The following is a 17,235-nucleotide window of genomic DNA, read 5'->3' as shown; positions in this document are numbered from 1 at the left end:
CAGGTGACGCCGCGACCGGCTGGAACCGGGCACGACGCCGCCCGAGACCGCGAGTACGGGGAGGGGCCCAACCGGGTTGCTCCGCACGACGGCGCAGAGTTCGTCGTCGTCGCCAACCGTCTGCCCGTCGACAAGGAGGTCCTGCCCGACGGCACGGTCAACTGGAAGCGGAGTCCCGGCGGCCTGGTGACCGCTCTCGAACCGATTCTGCGAGCCAACACCGGTGCGTGGGTCGGATGGTCGGGTATCCCCGATTCCGACGACAATCCCCCGGACATCGAGGGCATCGACATCCACGCGGTGCCGCTGTCCACCCGGGAGATCGCCGAGTACTACGAGGGCTTCTCCAACGGCGCACTGTGGCCGCTCTACCACGACGTCATCGTCAAACCCGAGTACCACCGCGAGTGGTGGAACACCTATGTCGAGGTCAACCGGCGGTTCGCCGAGGCCGCGTCGAAGGCGGCCGGCGAGGGTGCGGTCGTGTGGGTGCAGGACTATCAGCTGCAGCTCGTCCCGAAGATGCTGCGCATGCTGCGGCCCGACGTGAAGATCGGCTTCTTCCTACACATCCCGTTCCCGCCGGTGGAACTGTTCATGCAGATGCCGTGGCGCACCGAGATCGTCGAGGGCCTCCTGGGCGCCGACCTGATCGGTTTCCACCTGCCCGGTGGAGCTCAGAACTTCCTCTTCCTCGCGCGCCGGCTGGCCGGCCAGGCCACCAGCAAGGGCACCGTCGGTGTCCGGTCGCGCTTCGGCGTCGTCCAGGCCGGCTTCCGCACCGTGCGCGTGGGTGCGTTCCCGATCTCGATCGACTCCGGCGAACTCGCCGCACTGGCGAAGACCAAGAAGATCCGTGATCGGGCCGCCGAGATCCGCAAGGAACTGGGCAACCCCAGAACGATCATGCTCGGCGTCGACCGACTCGACTACACCAAGGGCATCGACGTCCGCCTCAAGGCGATCTCGGAGTTGCTGGACGAGGAACGGCTCGACCCGTCCGAAACGGTGATGATCCAGCTCGCCACCCCCAGTCGGGAACGCGTCGAGAGCTACAAGCGGATGCGCGCGGGAATCGAGCAACTGGTCGGCAACATCAACGGCAACCACAGCAGCACGGTGAGCCGGCCGGTCGTCCAGTATCTCCACCGACCGGTGCCGCGCGATGAGCTCATCGCCTTCTTCGTGGCCGCCGATGTAATGCTGGTGACACCCCTGCGCGACGGCATGAACCTCGTGGCCAAGGAGTACGTGGCCTGCCGCAGTGACCTCGGCGGCGCCCTGGTGCTCAGCGAGTTCACCGGTGCCGCAGCCGAATTGCGGTCGGCGTACCAGGCCAACCCGTATGACCTCGACGGAGTGAAGGACGCCATCGAGGCAGCGGTGAACCAGAGCGAACACGAGGGACGACGCCGCATGCGGGCGCTGCGCCGACAGGTACTCGCCCACGACGTCGACAAATGGGCCCGCAGCTTCCTGGGTACTCTCGGCGAGAACTCGGAGACCGAACTGGAACCGAACCGCGGTGTACACCTGGTGGACTCGGACGCCGAGGCCGCCGAGGCGTCGGACGGGGTCGTCGACAACGTATGAGCGACACCGGGATTCCCGCGGCGCTACGCGAGGCCCTCGAGGAGGCGGCGCGCGCACGGCGGCTGCTCGTCGCTTCCGACTACGACGGATGCGTGTCGCCGATCGTGTCGCGTCCGGAGGACGCGGTACCCGATCCCGCGTCGGTCATCGCCCTGGAGGCGGCCGCTGCGCTCGCCGACACCGAGGTCGCGGTCATCTCCGGTCGTGAGCTCGCCGTCCTCGCAGCGCTGTCCGGCCTGTCGGCACCGGTGACGCTGGTCGGGAGTCACGGCAGCGAGTTCGACACCGGTTTCGCGGTCGAGGTGACCGACGAGGCACGCGCACTGCTCGTCCGGCTCATCGACGAATTGCGCGGCATCGCAGCACGATTCCCCGGCTCGACGGTCGAGACCAAACCCGCGAGCACCGTGCTGCACGTCCGCAACGCGGACCCGGATGACGCCGTGACTGCACTCGAATGCGCACGATCCGGCCCCGGCGCCTGGGACGGCGTACATCCCACCGAGGGCAAGAGCGTGCTCGAACTCGCGGTCATCGAAACCAGCAAGGGACATGCACTCGACACCCTGCGGGAGCGTCTCGACTGCGACGTCGTCATCTACCTGGGCGACGACGTGACCGATGAGAAGGCGTTCGCGCACCTGCGTCCCGACGCCGGTGACATCGGTATCAAGGTCGGCGACGGGGATACGGCCGCCGGATTCCGGATCGGGGACACCGACGACGTCGCCGCCGTTCTCGATCACGTGGCCACCGCGCGGCGAGGCGTTCTCGGCGCTTGATCCGGTTCAGCCGATGGTGATGCGGGTCGTCGCGTCGTCGTAGGGCAGCTCACCGCGGACCGTGGCGGTCACCGCATAGGAGTTGAGGGTGATCGTGCCGCGGTGGTTGTCGAGGAAGGCGGTGTCCGCGGCGTCGCGTCCGGTGGCGATGCGGACGAACGACTGCCGGGGGGCGAGCCGCGTGGCGTCGACGACCACCCATCGACCGTCGATGATCGCCTCCGCGACGGCGTGGAAATCCATCGGGGAGCATCCCGGCGCGTACACGGCGACGAGCCGGGCCGGGATGTTCAGCGCTCTGAGGAGTGCGACGACAAGGTGTGCGTAGTCCCGGCACACCCCGGCCCCGGCGAGCAGGGTGTCGACGGCACCGTCGATGGGGTCGCTCGTCCCGGGAATGTAGCTGAGCCGTTTCTGGACGAAGGTCACCACCTGATCCAGGAGTTCCCCCTCGGGCAGCGACAGGTCGAACTGCCCGGCGACGAACCCGAAGAACTTGTCGCACTCCGCATACCGACTGGGCCGCAGGTACCGCGACCGGTCGGTGCTCTCCACCGGGAGCGGGTCCGCGGGAGTGAGGATCTCGGCGGTGTAGTCGATCGTCAGCAGTCCGCGGTCGAGCTGCATCCGGTGGATCCGCGACCCGTGGTCGGCGACGAGCTCCTCCGCGGCGACGGCCTCGCCGTCCAGCTCGATCTTGAGTTCCTCCTGCAACTGCAGGCCGGGCAGCTTCGCGACCGTGATCTGCATCTCGAGTTCGGTCGGGTCGTCGATGCGCACCTCGAGCCGGGCGGACACATCGCGGGGCAGGGTCATGCCCCCCACCGTAGGTGATCACCCCCGGCTCGGCACACGTGGCGGTCGGTGTCCGCGAACCGACGGCGGTTCAGAGTGTGGCGACGGCGGCGATCGGATCGGCGTAGATGACACTCAGCGCCACCACGACCGCGGCGCTCTCCTGAACGTGCACACCGAATCTCGACGGCGCGATCTCCAGCGACCACTCGATGGTCGATGCCTCGTCGAAGGCCGCCTGTACCGGCGCGAGGCCCCGCGGGTGCGCCGAGAACGCGTCACCGGCGACGACGATCGTGTCCGGGTTGATCACGTCACGGATCAACGCGACCGCCTCCCCGAGGACCCGCGCGCGTTCGTCGACGATGCGGGACGAATCCGGATCGATGCCGAGGCGCTGCGCGGCGGCCAGCGCCGCGTCGTCACCGATGACGTTCTGCAGCCGGACGCGGGTGAGTCCGGGAGCCAGCACCGGCGCGGACACGGGTAGGTGCGCAATGGTCCCGGCGCCTCGTTCAGGGATGTGTACGCGGCCTTCGAGAGTCATTGCCATACCTGCGGTCTCGCGGGCGTAGAAGAACAGGCCGGTCCCGGACCCGTCCCGCGGTCCGGCCAGCAACAGTTCCGCGGCGGCCATCGCCTCCACGTGTTCACACACCGACACCGGGGTGTCGAGGCGGGCCGCAAGGGTTGCGCCCACCGGGAGCTGATGCCACCGGAGAACACGGTGATCCACCACACCCGTCTCGACGTCGACCGCGCCGCCGACGGCCACCCCGCCCCACAGCAGACGTCGTCCGCTGAACCGGCCGGCGAGCTCGGCGAGCTGCGCGCACAGTTGCCCGATCGCCTCCTGCTGGTCACCGGACGGGGTGAGTACGACATGACTGTGCAGCGTGCGCCCACCGAGATCGGCGATGACCAGCACGGTGCGCCGGGCACCGATGTGCATCCCCGCGACGCACAGCGAGTCCCGGTCGATGGTGAGCGGATTCTTCGGGCGGCCAATGGTTTTCGGACCCGCAAGATCGGGTCGCTCGGCGATCAGGCCGTGTGCCGCCAGCGCATGGACCTGGCGGTTGATCGTCGCCGCGGACAGGCCCGTCGTCGCGGCGAGCTGATCCCGGGTCACCGGCCCGCTGACCCGGATCGCATGCAAGACCGCGGCCGCCGGAGTGGACGTCAGTTGCAGCGCCGCCGGGATCACTCCCCCACGCATGGGACGAATGTAGCAGTGCGCGAGCGCACACCGACGCGTCGGCGGGGATGTCGCAGTGCGTCGTAAGGTGGGCGCATGAGCCCTGACACCAGCACCGACGCCACCGCACAGACCTCTGATGAGCGACCGATCGCCGTCGTCACCGGCGCGAGTTCGGGGATCGGCGCCGCCACCGCTCGTCAACTCGCGAAGCAGGGCTACCACGTGGTGCTCGGCGCGCGGCGCGTCGACCGCGTCGAGGCACTCGCCGCCGAGATCGGCGGCACCGGCAAGCAGCTCGACGTCACCGACGAGGATTCGGTGGCGGCCTTCGTCGAGGACCTCGACCGCGTGCACGTACTCGTGAACAACGCCGGTGGCGCCAAGGGCCTCGACCCGGTTTCCACCGCGAACCTCGACGACTGGCGCTGGATGTGGGAGACCAACGTCCTGGGCAGCCTGCGGATCACCAAGGCCCTCATCCCCGCGCTCATCGCGTCCGGGGACGGACTGATCGTCGCCATCACCTCCGTCGCCGCGCTGGAGGCCTACGACAACGGTGCCGGCTACACCTCGGCCAAACACGCTCAGGCGATCACCCACCGCACCCTACGCGGCGAACTCCTCGGCAAGCCGGTGCGTCTCACCGAGATCGCGCCGGGCATGGTCGAGACCGACTTCTCGCTCGTGCGATTCGCCGGCGATCAGGAACGCGCCGACGCCGTCTACGAGGGCCTCACCCCGCTGACCGCCGAGGTCATCGGCTTCGTGGCTTCCCGCCCGCCGCACGTGAACCTCGACCAGATCGTGCTCAAGCCGCGTGACCAGGCGTCGGCGCGGCGCAACATCAAGACGGGCTAGCGTTCGCTCCGGGGGGCTAGCTGTTCTTCCCAGGGAGGTTGTGGACGGCGAGTCGCTCGATGGGTGATTTGCCGTCGATGCCTGTGTGGGGTCTGTGGTGATTGTAGTGATGAACCCAGTCCTGGTAGGTCTGGGCGCGGGCCTCGTCTGACAGGTAGGTCTGGGCGTAGGCCCATTCCTGGTTCAGCGTCCGGTTGAATCGTTCGACTTTGCCATTGGTTTGTGGTCGGTACGGACGGGTACGTTTGTGCGTGATCTCGGGACCCAGGGTTTGCTTGAAAAGGTGTGAGCGGTAGCAGGATCCGTTGTCGGTGAGTACCTGTTTGACGGTGACTCCGTGACTGTTGAAGTAGGTCGTTCGCACGCGACCAGAATCCGGCGGCGGTCTCTTTACGTTCGTCGCCGAGGATCTCGGAGTAGGCCAGTCGGGTGTGGTCATCAACGGCGTGATGAACGAAGGCGTAGCCGCGACCGTTCTTCTTGTTGTTGCGGTTACCGATCGTGCGTCCGAGTTTGCGGTGTCCGCCGCCGTTGGGGATCCGGCCGAGTTTCTTGATATCGACGTGGATCATGTCGCCGGGCTCTGGATGCTCGTAACGGCGTGGTCGAGGCCGGCGGACGACCAGGCCCGTGTTGTGGTCGAGATGCCGTAGCAGCGGCATCTGATACCGGCGTAACACCGCTCCGACGGTGCTGCAGGGCAGTTGGAGGTGGTAGGCGATGCGGTGTGGTCCCCAGCGGCGGGTGAAGCGCAGGTTGATGATTCGCCGTTCGCAGCGTGTGGGGGTCCGATTGGGGCTGCGGTGGGGTCGGCTGGATCGATCAGCCATCGCCGCGGGCCCGCCGTCCCGATAGCGGTCGGCCCATTTCTTGGCTGTGGTGGGCGAGCACTGGAACCGTTCGGCGGCTCGGCGGATCGACCAGCCCTCATCGATGATCACCGAAGCGAGTTTCAGACGCCCCTTTGGGGTCAGTAAGGCATTAGCGTGGGACATGAGGACCTCTTGGTAGCGGCGTGTGTTGTGGTAACCACACCGATACCGGAGGTCCTCACCTATTCACTGGCGCCACACCGTCCACAACGTCCCTGGTCATTACAGCTAGCGCGGAGCGGGAACGTTGGTGGTCGGGGCGCCGCTCGGCGTCGCCGGCACCGACGACTCCGTCACCTCACCCTTGATCGCCGACATGCCCTGCCACGTCTCCCAGTCGAAGATCCAGTCGTAGATGTCACCGTCGGCCTCCGACAACTGGATGCGCGTTCCCGAGACCTCCACGGGGTCACCGTAGACGGCGGTGTTGAAATACCGCTCGGCGTCGGCCTCGGACAGGTTGATGCAGCCGTTGGTGACGTTGGCCGTGCCCTGGACGTTGACCGTCGCGGGGTTGGCGTGGATGAACTCGCCGTTGTTGGAGATGCGCACGGCCCAGCGTTCCCGGATGTTGAAGTAGCCGGCCGCCGGGTTGCTCATGAAGAACTCGTCGTACTTCTCGGTGACCACATGGATCCCCGACCGGGTGACGTTGCGGTCGAGGTCGCCACCGCCGTAGCTGCAGGGCAGGGACATCAGTTCGGCGCCGTCCCGGATCACGACGATGCGGTGCGAGGACTCCACGGCCTGCACCACCTGTGCGCGCCCGATCGAGAAATCACTGGTCACGTCGGCCGCTCCATAGGCGCCGCCGCCGTGGTCGAGGCCGTACAGCTTCGCGTCCATGTGCACCTTGGTGCCGGGGGCCCAGTACTCGCGGGGACGCCAGTGCACGCGAGATCCGTTGTCCTCGCCGAGCCAGGCCCACGACCCCTCGGTGGGCGGCGTGGTGGTGACGGTGAGGGCCCGCTCCACCTCTTCCTTGTCCTCGACGGTCCCGTTGAACTTCAGGATGATCGGCGCCGCGATGCCGACCTCCTGACCGTCGCCGATGTTGACCACGACGTTCAGCTGACTCGACGGCTCGAGCGTGGTGAAGCTCCCCGCCACCGGCACGGTCTTGCCGTCGGTTCCGAGAGCTGTTCCGCTCCAGGTGTATTCGGTGCCATAGCCCAGGGGCTCGGCGATGGTGTAGCTCGTCCGGTCCTCCGACAGCCGGCCGTTCACCACTCGCCCGCGCGGATTCGTCAGCTTCACATCGGGGTTGAGCGTGCCGTCCGCGGCCTGCACGGAGATCTCGGCGATCGGGCTGGGCGCCTCACCGTCGAGCGGCGGGGTGAAGGTCAGCCGGGCCTTGGGTTCGGCCGGCTTGTCGCCGCCCGAGCCGGCGTCGGAACCCGTACACGCCGCGATCGCGACCCCGAGTACTCCGACCCCGGCCGCGGCGAGCACAGCACGTCGGTTCACCGGGGCCTGAGAAGTCATCACGCGCTCAACACTACCGACCGCACGTGATCGACCGGGTGAGCCGCGTGGCTCAGGCCGGCTCCTCGGCGACCGTTGCCACGGACGGCATGTGGGCGCGTTCGCCCGCGTGATCCATGATCGAGAGCACCTCCACCGGACCGTCGTGGGCACAGATCGCGTGCGGGATCATGGTCGAGAACTCCGCGGCATCACCTTCCGGGACGATGATCGTGCGGTCGCCGAGCCGAAGCCGCACCGTGCCCGAGAGCACCGTGAACCATTCCCGACCGGGGTGAACCCTCAGGTCGTCGAGCGGTTCTTCACGTTCGAAGCGCATCTTCGCGACGGTCACCCCCTGGGGGCTGTTCTCGCGCGAGAGCAGCCACATCGTCATCCCCTCGACTGTGTGCGGCTGCGGGCGGATCACGACGTCCGTGTCGTCGGCGGGCTCCACGAGCTGATCCAGCGTCGTACCCAGCGCTCGGGCGATCGGGACCAGCTGGTCCAGCGCGACCCGCCGATGTCCGGTCTCGATACGGCTCAGCGTCGACGGGGAGAGGTAGCACCGCGCAGCCAGGGCGTCGAGGGTCCAGCCCTTGGCCAGCCGCAGGCCACGGATGCGCTGGCGGACGACCGCGTCGAGTTCTTGCGTCATAGGCAAGATGGTATGCCTCTAGCGCATGGTCGCGCTACCGTCGATCCCATGACCCATTCCCATGAGCACGCACATCTCGCGTCGGCCCTCGACCTCGACGCCGAACTCGTCGGCGGTTACCTCGACGACGCGGCAGCGGCGATCACCCGATCCCTCGGCCGGACTCCGCAGCGGATCGTCGACCTCGGCGCCGGGACCGGCACCGGGACCGAGGCTCTGGCCCGGGACTTCGCCGGGGCGGAGGTCGTCGCGGTCGACAGCTCTCCGGAGATGATCGCCCGCGTGGACGAACGGGCCCGCGCCGGCGGATTCGAGTCGAGAACCACCACCCTGGTCGCCGACCTCGACGACGGACTTCCGCCGCTGGACTCCCCGGACGTGATCTGGGCCGCCATGTCGCTGCATCACGTCGCCGACCCCGCCGCACTGTTGCGTCAGGCGGCCGCCGCCCTGGCCCCGGACGGCGTCGTCGCGATCGTGGAGATGGCGGGCCTGCCCCGGTTCGCTCCCGACGCCGACACCGCGCTGGGCACACTCGAGGCCCGATGCCACGCCGCCGCTTCCGGCGCCGGATGGGAGGCCATCGTGGACTGGACCGACACCCTCGGCGCCGCGGGCTACGACGTGCTGCACCGGGACACGATCCACGTGGCACGTACCGGGCCGAGCGAGAGCGTCGCCCGGTACGCGGTTCACTGGTTCAGCCAGTTCCGGCATCGACTGGCCGACGACCTCTCCGGCTCGGATCTGGCATCACTCGATTGCCTCATCGCCCCCGCCGACCCCGCATCTCTGCACAAGCGCGCCGACCTCACGCTGAGAGCCGGACGCCTGTTGTGGGTCGCAAGGCCGGCCGCCTGAACACCCTTACGGCACCTGACCACCGACACCCGAGCGAGGACTCATGAACTCCACCACCGACTCGACCTCCACCGAAACCGGCTCCGCCACTGTTGATCACGACGTCGCGATCATCGGCGGCGGATCCGCAGGACTGAGCGCGGCGACCACACTCGCCCGTTCGCTGCGTTCCGTCGTCGTCATCGACGGCGGTGAACCCCGCAACGCCCCGGCCGACGGTGCCCACAACGTTCTCGGCCAGGAGGGCATCCCGCCGCTCGAACTCCTGGCGCGAGGACGTGCCGAGGTCCGCGGGTACGGCGGCGAGATCCGCCCCGACACGGTCGTCGACGCCCGCCGGGACGGCGATCGGTTCGTCCTGGCCCTCGAGTCGGGCGACACCGTACGGGCGCGACGCCTCTTGTTGGCGACCGGTCTCGTCGACGAACTCCCCGACATCCCCGGCGTCGCCGAACTGTTGGGACACGATGCCCTCCACTGCCCCTACTGCCACGGCTACGAGGTGCGCGGGTCCCGAATCGTGGTGCTGGCGACGAGCCCGATGTCCGCCCACCAGGCTCTCCTGTTCGGACAGCTCAGCGACGCCGTCACCGTCGTCGCCCACAGCGCCGAGGCGCTGGGTGAGCAGGAGCGCGCGAACCTCGGCGCGGCCGGGATCACGGTGATCGACACGGCCGTCGAACGCCTACGGATCCGCGACGACGTGACGGACACCGGTGACGCGATCGCCCGCCTCGACGGTGTCGAGTTGTCCGACGGCACCGTCCTCGACGCTGACGCCGTCGTCGTCGCACCGAGGTTCGTGGTGCGCGGAGATCTCTACGAACGGCTCGGCGGCACGCTTGCGCAGACCCCGATGGGCGCGGTCGTCGAGACCGGCCCGATGGGTGCGACCGCGATTCCCGGTGTCTGGGCGGCCGGCAACAACACCACGCTCAACGCGGTGGTGACCGTCGCGATGGGTGAAGGGGTCTCGGCCGGCGCGGCGATCAACGCCGATCTGGTGATGGCCGACGTGCAACAGAAACTCGCGCCAGTCGCGTGACCCGCCCCGCGCCGATCACTCCGGGAAGCCGTCGAGCACGGTCGCGGACGAGGACAGGCCCAACCGGGTCGCGCCGGCGGCGATGAGCTCGGCGGCGAATTCCGCCGTCCGGATGCCTCCGCTCGCCTTGACCCCGACACGGTCGCCGACCGCGGCACGCATGAGGCGGACCGCCTCGACGCTCGCCCCACCGGCGGGGTGGAAACCGGTCGAGGTCTTCACCATGCCCGCACCCGCCCGCTCGGCACGGCGGCACACCTCGGTCACCGTGTCCGGGCCGGCGAGCTGCAGCAGGACCGCGGACTCGATGATCACCTTCAGCAGCGTCGAATCCCCCACCGCCTCACGCACGGTCAGCACATCGGCGAAGACCTCGTCGAACCGGCCGTCGACCGCGGCGCCGACATCGATCACCATGTCGACCTCATCCGCCCCGGAGTCCACCGCGAGACGCGCCTCGGCGGCCTTGACCAGCGAGTGGTGCTTTCCCGACGGGAAGCCGGCAACCACACAGGTCCGCTGGGAGCCCGTGTCGATCGGCAGCATCGACGGCGACAGGCACACCGCGAACACACCCAGGCGGGCGGCCTCGGCAACGGCGGCCTCCGCGTCGGCGCGGGTGGCCTCGGGCTTGAGAAGCGTGTGGTCGATGATGGCGGCGACGTCGCTACGCCGCAGGTCCGTGTTCGTCACATCGACGAGCTTGGCACACTGAGGGTCGTGACGAGCGGACAGACGACCCCCACCGACCAGACCGAGCACCGCTACGTGCTGACGCTCGGCTGCCCCGACCGCACGGGCATCGTCGCCCGGATCTCGACCTTCCTGACCGAGATCGGCGGCTGGATCACCGAGGCCGGGTACCACTCCGACCCCGACACCGGCTGGTTCTTCACCCGCCAGGCCATCCGTGCCGACACGGTCTCGTTCAGTGCCGAGGAACTACGCGCACGCTTCGCCGCGGAGGTCGCCGCCGAGCTCGGCCCCGAGACCGAGTGGCGCCTCACCGACACACGTGAGGCCAAGTCCGTGGTTCTCCTGGTAAGCAAGGAAACCCACTGTCTCATCGACCTTCTCGGACGTGCACATCGAGGCGAGTTGCCGGCGACCATCAGGGCCGTCGTCGGCAATCATCCCCAACTCGAGGAGTTGGCGACCCGTTTCGAAATCCCGTTCCATCACGTCCCGTTCGGGGGAGAGCGAAAAGCGGAGGCCTTCGCCGAACTCGCCCGGATCGTCGACGGTTACCAGCCGGACGCGGTGGTCCTGGCCCGGTTCATGCAGATCCTGCCGCCGCAGCTGTGCGATGCCTGGGCCGGCCGCGCGATCAACATCCACCACAGCTTCCTGCCGAGCTTCATCGGCGCCCGCCCGTATCACCAGGCTTTCGCCCGGGGCGTCAAACTGATCGGCGCGACATGCCATTACGTCACCGCAGACCTCGACGCGGGTCCGATCATCGAACAGGACGTGATCCGTGTCGATCACAGCGACTCGGTGACCGACATGGTGCGTCAGGGACGCGACATCGAGACGCTCGTACTGTCCCGCGGACTGCGCTGGCACCTCGAGGACCGGGTCCTGGTGCACGGCCGAAAGACGGTGATCTTCAACTAACCTCGCCCCCTGAGGTGCGAGCGAAGCGAGCCTCGAAGGGTCAGCGAAGCGCGCGTTCGTAGAACGACCAGGAGCGGTGAAGCTGGTCCTGCCAGTATCCCCAGGAATGGGTGCCGACGGACGGCAGGTCGACCGTCGCGGGGATGTTCAACTGCCGCAGGCGGTTCACCAGCTGCAGGGTGCAGGCCATGGTGCTGCCCTCGATGACGCCACCGACCACGATCTGGTCGGCGAGGGTGTCCTGCTTCTTGACGTACGCCGGGCTGTCATACGGACCGGGCAGCCCGGTCGCGTTGGAGATGTAGAGCTTGGTGCCACGCAGCTTGTGGGCGTTGATGACGGGATCGTGCTTGCGCCATCCGGGCCCGTTGTACGGCCCCCACATGTTCCTGGCGTCGCCGCCGCCACGCACCTCGACCACGAGACGGATGCTGTTCTGCCCGAACGGGTCCGCGGTGGTCGGGCAACCGCTGTAGGAGCCGACGGCCTCGTACAGATCCGGATGCTCGATCGCGAGATTCAGCACCGACGTACCGGATGAGGAGATGCCGCCGATCGCGTTGCGTCCGGAGGTGTTGAAGTGCGCGTCGAAGACGGGCGGCAATTCCTTGCCGAGGAAGGTCGACCACTTGTGGACGCCGAGCTCGGGGTCGGGCTTCTCCCAGTCGGTGTAGTAGCTGAACTGGCCCTGATTGGGGATGACGACGTAGAGGTTCTTGTTCTTTGTGAACTCGACGATGTCGGTCTTCGCCAGCCAGTTGGCACCATCCTCGCCGCCGCCGGCGCCGTTCAGCAGGTAGAGAACCCCACGCGGCTTGGACGCGTCGGCGGGTTTGATGACCGTCAGCGGGATGTCTTTGTTCATCGCATCGGAGTGCACGACGATGTCGGTGACCCTTTCGGTGGGCGAACCCGCGGTCACGAGACTCGGTGCCGCCGCCGCAACGCCTGTCGTACCGGTGGCCGACAGCGTGAGCCCGATGCCCAGCGCGACCGCGATCGCGGCGCCGCCTCTACGCAGTCGCTGGTTCATGCATTCCTCCTCGTCGAATCCCGATCGGCCTCGGGCGAGCATGGGTCGTGTCAGATGGACCGTATCGCGTCGGGCCGCCCGGCGGACACGCACCGCGGATCATTCGGTCCCCCGGACGCTTCTGCGACGCCGGCGCTTCGACCACCCAACGCGAATCGCCCCACAGCCGAGGCTGTGAGGCGATTCGAAAGTCTGTCGATCTACGTCGTCGGCTCGGTGCCGCCGTCGAGCGAACCGGTGAACGCTTCGAGGATCGCGCCCGTGATCGTTTCGGTGATGCTGTCGTTGATCGAGTCTCCAATTGAATCAGCCATGATTCTCCTCCATCCGTGGTGAGATGATTGGAATATGACCGCCTGCTCCCACCAGTGCGACGGCTTGAGACAGAGATTACATATCCGCCTCGGCAATGTCTTCATTACTTCGCGGTTCTTGTCACGAATATTCTTTTCTCCGCCATCCATCCCGACGGAAAGCGCAGGTCAACAGCCCCTCTTTAATCGAACAATCGATTTTAGTTGGACGCATGTCCGTAAACCTGGCGGTAGAACGGCGGTTAGCAACGTCGCTGCAACGTTTCCGGTCGAAATCCACAATTGTGTGCCATTGGCGACGTGCGCCCTTTACCACGAATTCGACTGACCGCGGCCATAACCTTCCGAACCGTAACTTTCCCGATCCGCGAATTTCCGTTCCACGATCCTTCAAAGTGGGTCAAGCGTTCGAATCGAGTGGAACGCATCAATGAATGGGTTCCGAAAATGAGACCATTACGCCCGGATGATGGTCGTTGACCTCTACCGATTCATCTCGGCCCGGGATTCCAGGTCGACGCCGCAGCGGCGCGCGTAGACGCCGCCGGCGGCTGCCAATTCGTCGTGGGTTCCGGCCTCGACGATCGTGCCGCCCTCGAGGACGACGATCTGATCGGCAAGCGCGGCGGTCGCCATCCGGTGGGTGATCAGCAGGGTCGTCGTACCGGCGCGCAGGCGTTGCAGCGCCCGCTGGACGAGCAATTCGGTGCGCGGATCGGCGGCGCTGGTCGCCTCGTCGAGGATGAGTATCCGTGGAGATGCCGCGATGGCACGAGCAACGGTCACGAGCTGCTTCTCACCCGCGCTGAGGTTCTCCGACTCCTGGCCGATCTCGGTGTCGATACCCCGCGGCAGGGCCGCCAGGATCTGATCCAGGTGGCCGTCGTGAACCGCCTTGGCCACCGCGTCGTCACCTGACGTGCCGTATGCGATGTTCTCGCGGACGGTTCCGGTGAACAGCCACGGGTCCTGCGTCACCACCGCCATCCCGTTGCGAACACGATGCGGACCGAGCTCTGCGGAGTCCTCGCCGTCGATCAGTATCGAACCGGAGGTCGGGCGGTAGAAGGCCTGCAGCAGGTTCGTGAGGGTCGTCTTGCCGGCCCCGGTCGACCCCACGATCGCCGTGGTCGTGCCCGGAGCCATGCGGAAGCTCACCGAGTCCAGAACCGGCGAGCCCTCGTCGTATGCGAAGCCGACGTCGTCGAAGACGATCTCCGGGGGCCGGCGATGCCGCGCCGAAGGCTCTGGCTCGTCGGTTTCGGGCGCGGCGTCCTCCGGCTCGTCGAGCACTTCGCGCACTTTGCTCGCCGACACCGTGCCCGACTGCACCTTGGTCACGAATCCGGCCAGTTCGCGCACCGCGGACGACAGCTGCTGCGCGAAGATCACGGCCACCTGAGCTGCGCCGAGACTCAGGGTTCCATCGACGACCATGATGCCGCCGAGGACCGCCAGGATCAGGAAGACGACGGCATTGATCGCGCCGAGCACCGGTGCGAGGGTGCCGGCGGTCCACTGTGCTGAACGCGTCGAACCGAACAACCTCTCGTTGAGGTCGTCGAAGCGGCGTCTGGCGAGGGGCTCGGCGTTGTACGCCTGCAACATGCGACGGGCGCTGAGTTCCTCCTCGATGTGTCCGGTGAGCGCTGCCGTGGTGGTCCACCTGGTCTCCAGGAACGGTCGGACCTTGCGCGCGATCACGACCGAAGCGGCCGCCGACACCGGCGCGGCGGCGAGTGCGACCACGGCCAGCAGCGGCGAGATGACGAACAGCACGATCGTCACCACGACCAGGGTCAGCACGTTCGTGGGGACCGTCACCAGCACGGGCGCGATGACGGTGGCGGAGTTGTCGGTGTGTGCGGTGAGCTTGCTGACCAGCACTCCGCGATTGTTGGACTCGAAGTAGCGCAACGGGAGCCGGTGGACCTTGTCCTCGATGCGAGTGCGCAGCCCCGCCACGGATCGCTGCACCGCGATGGTCAACAACTGTCCCTGCGTGAAGGTCAGGCAGGCGACGACCACATAGATCACGGCCTGCGCGCCGAGCAGCGACCAGAGTCGGTTCCAGTCCATCCCGGCCCCGGTCGTTCCGTCGACGATCACGTTTGTGATCGCGCCGAAGAGGATCGGCCCGACGACTCCTCCCAGCGAGGCCGTGATCGCGAAGAGAGAAATCGTGGCCGCCCGACCGCGGCTCAGATGCAACTGTCGCATCAGCCACCGCAACGAGCCGTCGCGCCTGCTGCCGTCAGGCATTGGTCACCGCCTGCGCGTGGGCGATCTCGCGGTAGATCTCGCTGTCGGTGCGCAGCGTCTCGTCCGTCCCGACCGCGACCAGACGGCCGTCCTCGAGCACCCCGATGACATCGGCGTGCCGCACCGACGAAACCCGTTGCGCCGCGATCAAGATGGTCGACTCCGGATGGGCGAGCCGCAGATTGGCGATGATTCGCTGCTCGGTGTCGACGTCAAGCGCACTGAACGGGTCGTCCAGCACGTACAGCGACGGACGTCGCAGGACAGCGCGGGCCAACGCCAGTCGCTGACGCTGACCCCCGGAGAAGTTGCGTCCTTCCTGCGCGACCGAAGCGGCCAATCCACCCTGCCGGGCGGCGACGAAGTCGTCGGCCGCTGCCACCTCGAGCGCCTCCCACAGTTCGGCGTCGGTGGCGTCCGGACGCCCGAGCCGCAGGTTCTCGGCAATCGTGCCGGTGACCAGCGCGGCGCCCTGCCCGGTGAACGCCGAACGCGCGCGTACCCACGCCGGGGCCAAGCCGGTCACGTCCGCTCCGTCCCAGCGCACCACGCCCGCATCGGGGTCGGCGAAACGCAAGGGCAGCGAGAGCAGCGTCGACTTGCCGCTCCCGGTCCCGCCGAGAACACCGGTCACCGAACCGGCCGCGCAGGTCAACGAGATCCCGTCGATTGCGGGTGCTTCGGCGCCCGGGTACCCGACGGACACCGATTCGAAGACCAGGGCGGGTGCCGGGGATGGCGTGGCGGGGTCGGCGTCACCGGATTCGAGCACCTCGGTGTCGAGCACCTCGCCGATACGGCCTGCGCTGGTGACCGCTCGCGGGATGACACCGGCGATCACCGTCAGCATCGACACGGCCAGCAGGATCTGGCCGAGATAGCCGACGGCGGCCGTGATCTGGCCGATCTGCATCTGACCACGGTCGACGTAGACGGCGCCCAGCGCGGCCACTGCCACCGCCGCGAGGTTGGACACGGCCGTGACGGTCGGGAGCATCAGAACCTGCGTTCGTCCCAGCCGCAGTGCCACGTGGGTGAGTTCGTCGTTCTCCGCGGCGAATCGGGCACGCTCACGGTCCTCACGACGGAAGGTCCGGATCACCGCGATCCCACGCAGCTGCTCCCGGAGTACCCGGTTCACGACGTCGAGACGGCGTTGCATGAGGGCGGCCCACGGGAGGAGGCGCCGCACCAGCGTGCCGATCAGCGCGACCAGGAGCAGACCGGCGACGAGGATCACCGGAGCCATCTGCCACGCCTGCGAGAGCGACAGGACCAGTGCACCGAACAGCATGAGCGGCGCGGTCACGACGATCGTGAGACCGATGAACAGGAAGCCTTGGATCTGCCCCACGTCCCCGGTGGACCTGGTCAACAGGCTGGACAGTCCCAGGCGGGCAACCTGCTGGTTCGTGAGGGCTCCGATACGGCCGTTGAGCCGACTGCGCAGATCGCGTGCGGCCACCGCCGACACATGGGAAGCGAAGTAGGTCGCGCCGATGGCGACCACGAGATTGACCACCGCGACCGCGACCATGATGAGGCCCACGAACTTGATCGTCCCCACGTCGCCGCGCAGGATTCCGTCATCGATGATCGCGGCGTTGAGGGCCGGCTGCGCGAGCGAGGTGAACACGCTCGCGAGCTGAAAGACCACGAAACCGGCCACCGCCCACGGTGACGACCTGAGCGCGGTGCCCACGAGACCGAGAAGCGCGCGCACCTCATCTCTGTTGAACGATGGGGTGACGGGCATCGGGCGAGACCACTCCGAACTGGAAACGGAACAGGACGAGAATCGGCGTCGGATGTCGGCGCCGACATAATGCTGCCTCACACCGTAGAGGTCGTCAGGCGGTTGTGAAGTCTACAGATCGATT

The 17,235-nt window shown here is 67.5% G+C and carries 14 protein-coding genes and 1 pseudogene; 6 read left to right on the top strand and 9 right to left on the bottom strand.

Features of this window, described 5'->3' with window-relative positions; all coding sequences use genetic code 11:
- Positions 1 to 3: 3 nt before the first annotated feature.
- Positions 4 to 1,593, top strand: coding sequence for a trehalose-6-phosphate synthase (locus GAA2_RS03025; RefSeq protein ID WP_006435847.1), 1,590 nt, complete (start codon positions 4 to 6; stop codon positions 1,591 to 1,593).
- A complete protein-coding gene (gene otsB, locus GAA2_RS03020; protein ID WP_096273020.1) occupies positions 1,590 to 2,375 on the top strand; it encodes a trehalose-phosphatase in 786 nt (261 codons plus the stop codon). The genes GAA2_RS03025 and otsB overlap by 4 nt, the downstream gene beginning before the upstream one ends.
- Positions 2,376 to 2,381: 6 nt before the next feature.
- On the opposite strand, the gene GAA2_RS03015 is transcribed toward otsB, so the two are convergent.
- Complete coding sequence (locus tag GAA2_RS03015) at positions 2,382 to 3,191, bottom strand: transglutaminase-like domain-containing protein (protein WP_096273018.1); 810 nt, start codon at positions 3,189 to 3,191, stop codon at positions 2,382 to 2,384.
- Between the two features lie 70 nt (positions 3,192 to 3,261).
- Entirely contained in the window at positions 3,262 to 4,389 is a 1,128-nt protein-coding gene (locus GAA2_RS03010; RefSeq protein WP_006435850.1) for an ROK family transcriptional regulator, read from the bottom strand.
- A gap of 75 nt (positions 4,390 to 4,464) precedes the next feature.
- Between GAA2_RS03010 and GAA2_RS03005 the strand changes: the two genes are divergently transcribed.
- Positions 4,465 to 5,229 carry an SDR family NAD(P)-dependent oxidoreductase gene (locus tag GAA2_RS03005; RefSeq protein WP_191834711.1) on the top strand — a complete coding sequence of 255 codons (765 nt, stop codon included), beginning with the start codon at positions 4,465 to 4,467 and terminating at the stop codon, positions 5,227 to 5,229.
- Positions 5,230 to 5,245: 16 nt separating this feature from the next.
- Here the strand turns inward: GAA2_RS03005 and GAA2_RS03000 are convergent.
- The 3 genes and pseudogenes from GAA2_RS03000 to GAA2_RS02990 all read right to left on the bottom strand — a co-directional run bounded on the left by GAA2_RS03000 (position 5,246) and on the right by GAA2_RS02990 (position 8,223).
- Positions 5,246 to 6,224 (bottom strand): annotated as a pseudogene (locus GAA2_RS03000) (IS481 family transposase).
- A gap of 105 nt (positions 6,225 to 6,329) precedes the next feature.
- Positions 6,330 to 7,586, bottom strand: a complete 1,257-nt coding sequence (locus GAA2_RS02995) for an Ig-like domain-containing protein (protein WP_040005093.1) — start codon at positions 7,584 to 7,586, stop codon at positions 6,330 to 6,332.
- A 52-nt stretch (positions 7,587 to 7,638) separates the two neighbouring features.
- Positions 7,639 to 8,223: a helix-turn-helix domain-containing protein gene (locus GAA2_RS02990; protein ID WP_006438721.1), complete on the bottom strand. Its 585-nt coding sequence runs from the start codon at positions 8,221 to 8,223 to the stop codon at positions 7,639 to 7,641.
- 48 nt (positions 8,224 to 8,271) lie between these two features.
- Here GAA2_RS02990 and GAA2_RS02985 point away from each other — a divergent pair, with 48 nt between their 5' ends.
- Positions 8,272 to 9,084, top strand: a complete 813-nt coding sequence (locus GAA2_RS02985) for a class I SAM-dependent methyltransferase (RefSeq protein ID WP_006438722.1) — start codon at positions 8,272 to 8,274, stop codon at positions 9,082 to 9,084.
- Between the two features lie 43 nt (positions 9,085 to 9,127).
- Positions 9,128 to 10,129: an NAD(P)/FAD-dependent oxidoreductase gene (locus GAA2_RS02980; RefSeq protein WP_006438723.1), complete on the top strand. Its 1,002-nt coding sequence runs from the start codon at positions 9,128 to 9,130 to the stop codon at positions 10,127 to 10,129.
- A gap of 15 nt (positions 10,130 to 10,144) precedes the next feature.
- Here GAA2_RS02980 and deoC read toward each other — a convergent pair whose 3' ends face one another.
- Entirely contained in the window at positions 10,145 to 10,822 is a 678-nt protein-coding gene (deoC, locus tag GAA2_RS02975; RefSeq protein WP_174324766.1) for a deoxyribose-phosphate aldolase, read from the bottom strand.
- Positions 10,823 to 10,849: 27 nt separating this feature from the next.
- Between deoC and purU the strand changes: the two genes are divergently transcribed.
- The gene (gene purU / locus GAA2_RS02970; RefSeq protein WP_006438725.1) at positions 10,850 to 11,746 is read left to right on the top strand and encodes a formyltetrahydrofolate deformylase; all 897 of its coding nucleotides are present in this window, start codon (positions 10,850 to 10,852) and stop codon (positions 11,744 to 11,746) included.
- A gap of 40 nt (positions 11,747 to 11,786) precedes the next feature.
- On the opposite strand, the gene GAA2_RS02965 is transcribed toward purU, so the two are convergent.
- The 3 genes from GAA2_RS02965 to GAA2_RS02955 form a co-directional block, all read right to left on the bottom strand.
- On the bottom strand, positions 11,787 to 12,779 hold the full coding sequence (locus GAA2_RS02965) for an alpha/beta hydrolase (RefSeq protein WP_006438726.1): 993 nt from the start codon (positions 12,777 to 12,779) through the stop codon (positions 11,787 to 11,789).
- Positions 12,780 to 13,576: 797 nt separating this feature from the next.
- Complete coding sequence (locus GAA2_RS02960) at positions 13,577 to 15,355, bottom strand: ABC transporter ATP-binding protein (RefSeq protein ID WP_006438728.1); 1,779 nt, start codon at positions 15,353 to 15,355, stop codon at positions 13,577 to 13,579.
- Positions 15,348 to 17,111 (bottom strand): ABC transporter ATP-binding protein, encoded by a 1,764-nt coding sequence (locus tag GAA2_RS02955; RefSeq protein WP_006438729.1) that lies wholly within the window; start codon positions 17,109 to 17,111, stop codon positions 15,348 to 15,350. Before GAA2_RS02955 ends, GAA2_RS02960 begins: the two co-directional genes overlap by 8 nt.
- Positions 17,112 to 17,235: the final 124 nt, after the last annotated feature.

Source organism: Gordonia ajococcus, assembly GCF_012974285.1.
Lineage (GTDB): Bacteria > Actinomycetota > Actinomycetes > Mycobacteriales > Mycobacteriaceae > Gordonia > Gordonia amicalis.
This window is presented reverse-complemented; position numbering and strand designations above follow the sequence as displayed.

Coding starts and splice junctions, on each gene's coding strand:
- otsB (WP_096273020.1), top strand. CDS start 1,590: ATGAGCGACACCGGGATTCCCGCGGCGCTACGCGAGGCCCTCGAGGAG.
- GAA2_RS03015 (WP_096273018.1), bottom strand. CDS start 3,191: ATGACCCTGCCCCGCGATGTGTCCGCCCGGCTCGAGGTGCGCATCGAC.
- GAA2_RS03010 (WP_006435850.1), bottom strand. CDS start 4,389: ATGCGTGGGGGAGTGATCCCGGCGGCGCTGCAACTGACGTCCACTCCG.
- GAA2_RS03005 (WP_191834711.1), top strand. CDS start 4,465: ATGAGCCCTGACACCAGCACCGACGCCACCGCACAGACCTCTGATGAG.
- GAA2_RS02995 (WP_040005093.1), bottom strand. CDS start 7,586: ATGACTTCTCAGGCCCCGGTGAACCGACGTGCTGTGCTCGCCGCGGCC.
- GAA2_RS02990 (WP_006438721.1), bottom strand. CDS start 8,223: ATGACGCAAGAACTCGACGCGGTCGTCCGCCAGCGCATCCGTGGCCTG.
- GAA2_RS02985 (WP_006438722.1), top strand. CDS start 8,272: ATGACCCATTCCCATGAGCACGCACATCTCGCGTCGGCCCTCGACCTC.
- GAA2_RS02980 (WP_006438723.1), top strand. CDS start 9,128: ATGAACTCCACCACCGACTCGACCTCCACCGAAACCGGCTCCGCCACT.
- GAA2_RS02965 (WP_006438726.1), bottom strand. CDS start 12,779: ATGAACCAGCGACTGCGTAGAGGCGGCGCCGCGATCGCGGTCGCGCTG.
- GAA2_RS02960 (WP_006438728.1), bottom strand. CDS start 15,355: ATGCCTGACGGCAGCAGGCGCGACGGCTCGTTGCGGTGGCTGATGCGA.
- GAA2_RS02955 (WP_006438729.1), bottom strand. CDS start 17,111: ATGCCCGTCACCCCATCGTTCAACAGAGATGAGGTGCGCGCGCTTCTC.